Origin of the sequence: Thiohalospira halophila DSM 15071 (assembly GCF_900112605.1) — a bacterium.
GTDB classification, from domain to species: domain Bacteria; phylum Pseudomonadota; class Gammaproteobacteria; order Thiohalospirales; family Thiohalospiraceae; genus Thiohalospira; species Thiohalospira halophila.
Map to the genome: position 1 here is coordinate 1 of NZ_FOMJ01000022.1, position 1,635 is coordinate 1,635.

The 1,635-nt window shown below is 65.8% G+C and carries 1 protein-coding gene; it reads right to left on the reverse strand.

The features are described 5' to 3' along the window. Window positions 1-36 precede the first annotated feature (36 nt). A protein-coding gene (locus BM272_RS13410) for an IS3 family transposase (RefSeq protein ID WP_240308143.1) occupies window positions 37-1,598 on the reverse strand; the annotation gives its coding sequence in 2 pieces (ribosomal slippage) (window positions 37-1,133 and window positions 1,133-1,598; 1,563 coding nt in all). Window positions 1,599-1,635 lie beyond the last annotated feature (37 nt).

Sequence of the window (1,635 nt, forward strand, 5' to 3'; positions counted from 1 at the left end):
CGGCGTTCGTCAAGCTAGTTGTCGTATCCCCGAGCATCATGCTGCGACTTGATCGGGTTCGCAGGCCGTTCGCCGTTCCGGGTTCAGCCAGACCGGCCCGGCCGGACGCCAGTCCCGGGTTGGCCCGCTCCAGCGCCTGGGATTCTCCGCCTTCGCCTCGTCATACCGCGCCTGACGGTCGCCCAGGATGGCCTCATCATCACCGTCGTGGCGCTGCTGTGGCGTGACATACTGGATCCGGCTGTGCCGGTTCTCTTCGTTGTACCAGCGAACAAAACCATGCACCCATCCTCGAGCCGCTTCGAGACTTCCAAACCCCTCGGTCTGAAAACCCGGGACGTACTTGCAGGTCCGGAAGACCGCTTCGGCAAAGGCATTGTCGTTGGAGACCCGGGGTCGACTGAAAGAGGGCTCGATTTGCAGCCTCCGCAGCGTCTCCAGCATGGTCGCCCCCTTCATCGGGGAGCCGTTGTCCGAGTGCAGCACCAGCGGCTCATTCAAACATCCCTCCGCCAGCACAGCGCGCTCCACCACCTCCGCGCCCAGCGCCCCCGACTCGCGCTCATGCACTTCCCAGCCAACAACCTTGCGGGAGTACAGATCCAGGATCAGAAACAGGTAGTAAAACTGACCCCGGACCGGGCCGGGCAGCCACGTAATATCCCAACACCAAATCTGGCAGGGCGCATCCGCCCGGTACGTGGTCGGCTTGGCCTGGACGACCGGCGCTCGAGCACGGCCCCGATGCTTCTGCTCACCGTGGGCCCGCAGGACTCGGTAGAAGCTGGCTTCGGAGGCGATATATCGACCCTCTTCATCCAGCAGCCGCGCAATGATCTGCGCCGGAGGCAGGTCGGCCCATTCCGGGCGATGACAGGCCTCCAGGATGGCCGCCACCTCCTCATCCGTCAGGGCATGAGCGGGTTTCGGTCGTTCAGCCTCGGGGCGCCGGTCCGTCTGGACCGTACGCTCCCTCGTCCAGCGCTGGTACGTCCGCGCCGTCAGCCCCAGCGCCTTGCAGGCCGCGGCCTGGCGGGCACCCGCCGCCCGCGCCTCGTCGATCAGCTCAACAGCTCGGTAGCGATCCGGGGCGCTGATCATGCGTCCTCTCCGTCCCCCCAGATCGCGTCGGCTTTTTTTCGCAGCGTCAGCAGGGCCGCCGTCTCCGCCAGTGCCGCCTCCTTGCGCTTGAGCTCCTTCTCCAGCTCCTTGGCCCGTTTACGTTCCGCCCGGACCTCGGCCCCGCTCTGTTGCCGCTCGCCGTCAGCCAGCTCCGTCGCCCGCTCACAGTCATTCCGCCATTGCTGGAGCTGCTCGAGATACAGGCCTCGGCTCCGGCAGTACTCCGCCCGCTCGTGCTCGTTCATGGCCGCCGTCTCCACGACCGCCGCGAACTTGTCTCGGCTGCTCCAGCCTTCGGGACCACCGGCATCGGCATCCGGGACGCAGGTCCCTTGGGCTCGAGCCTCGTTACGCCACTTGTACAGCGTGCCCAGGGCAATGCCTTCCTGCTCGGCCACCGTCTGCGGACTCAGGTTGTGGGGCGGCAACATCTTGGCCACTACAGCCTCACGCCGCTCCCGGGAATATCGTGCCACTCGTCACTCCTATCGCCCCGGCTTTTCTAAGAACATC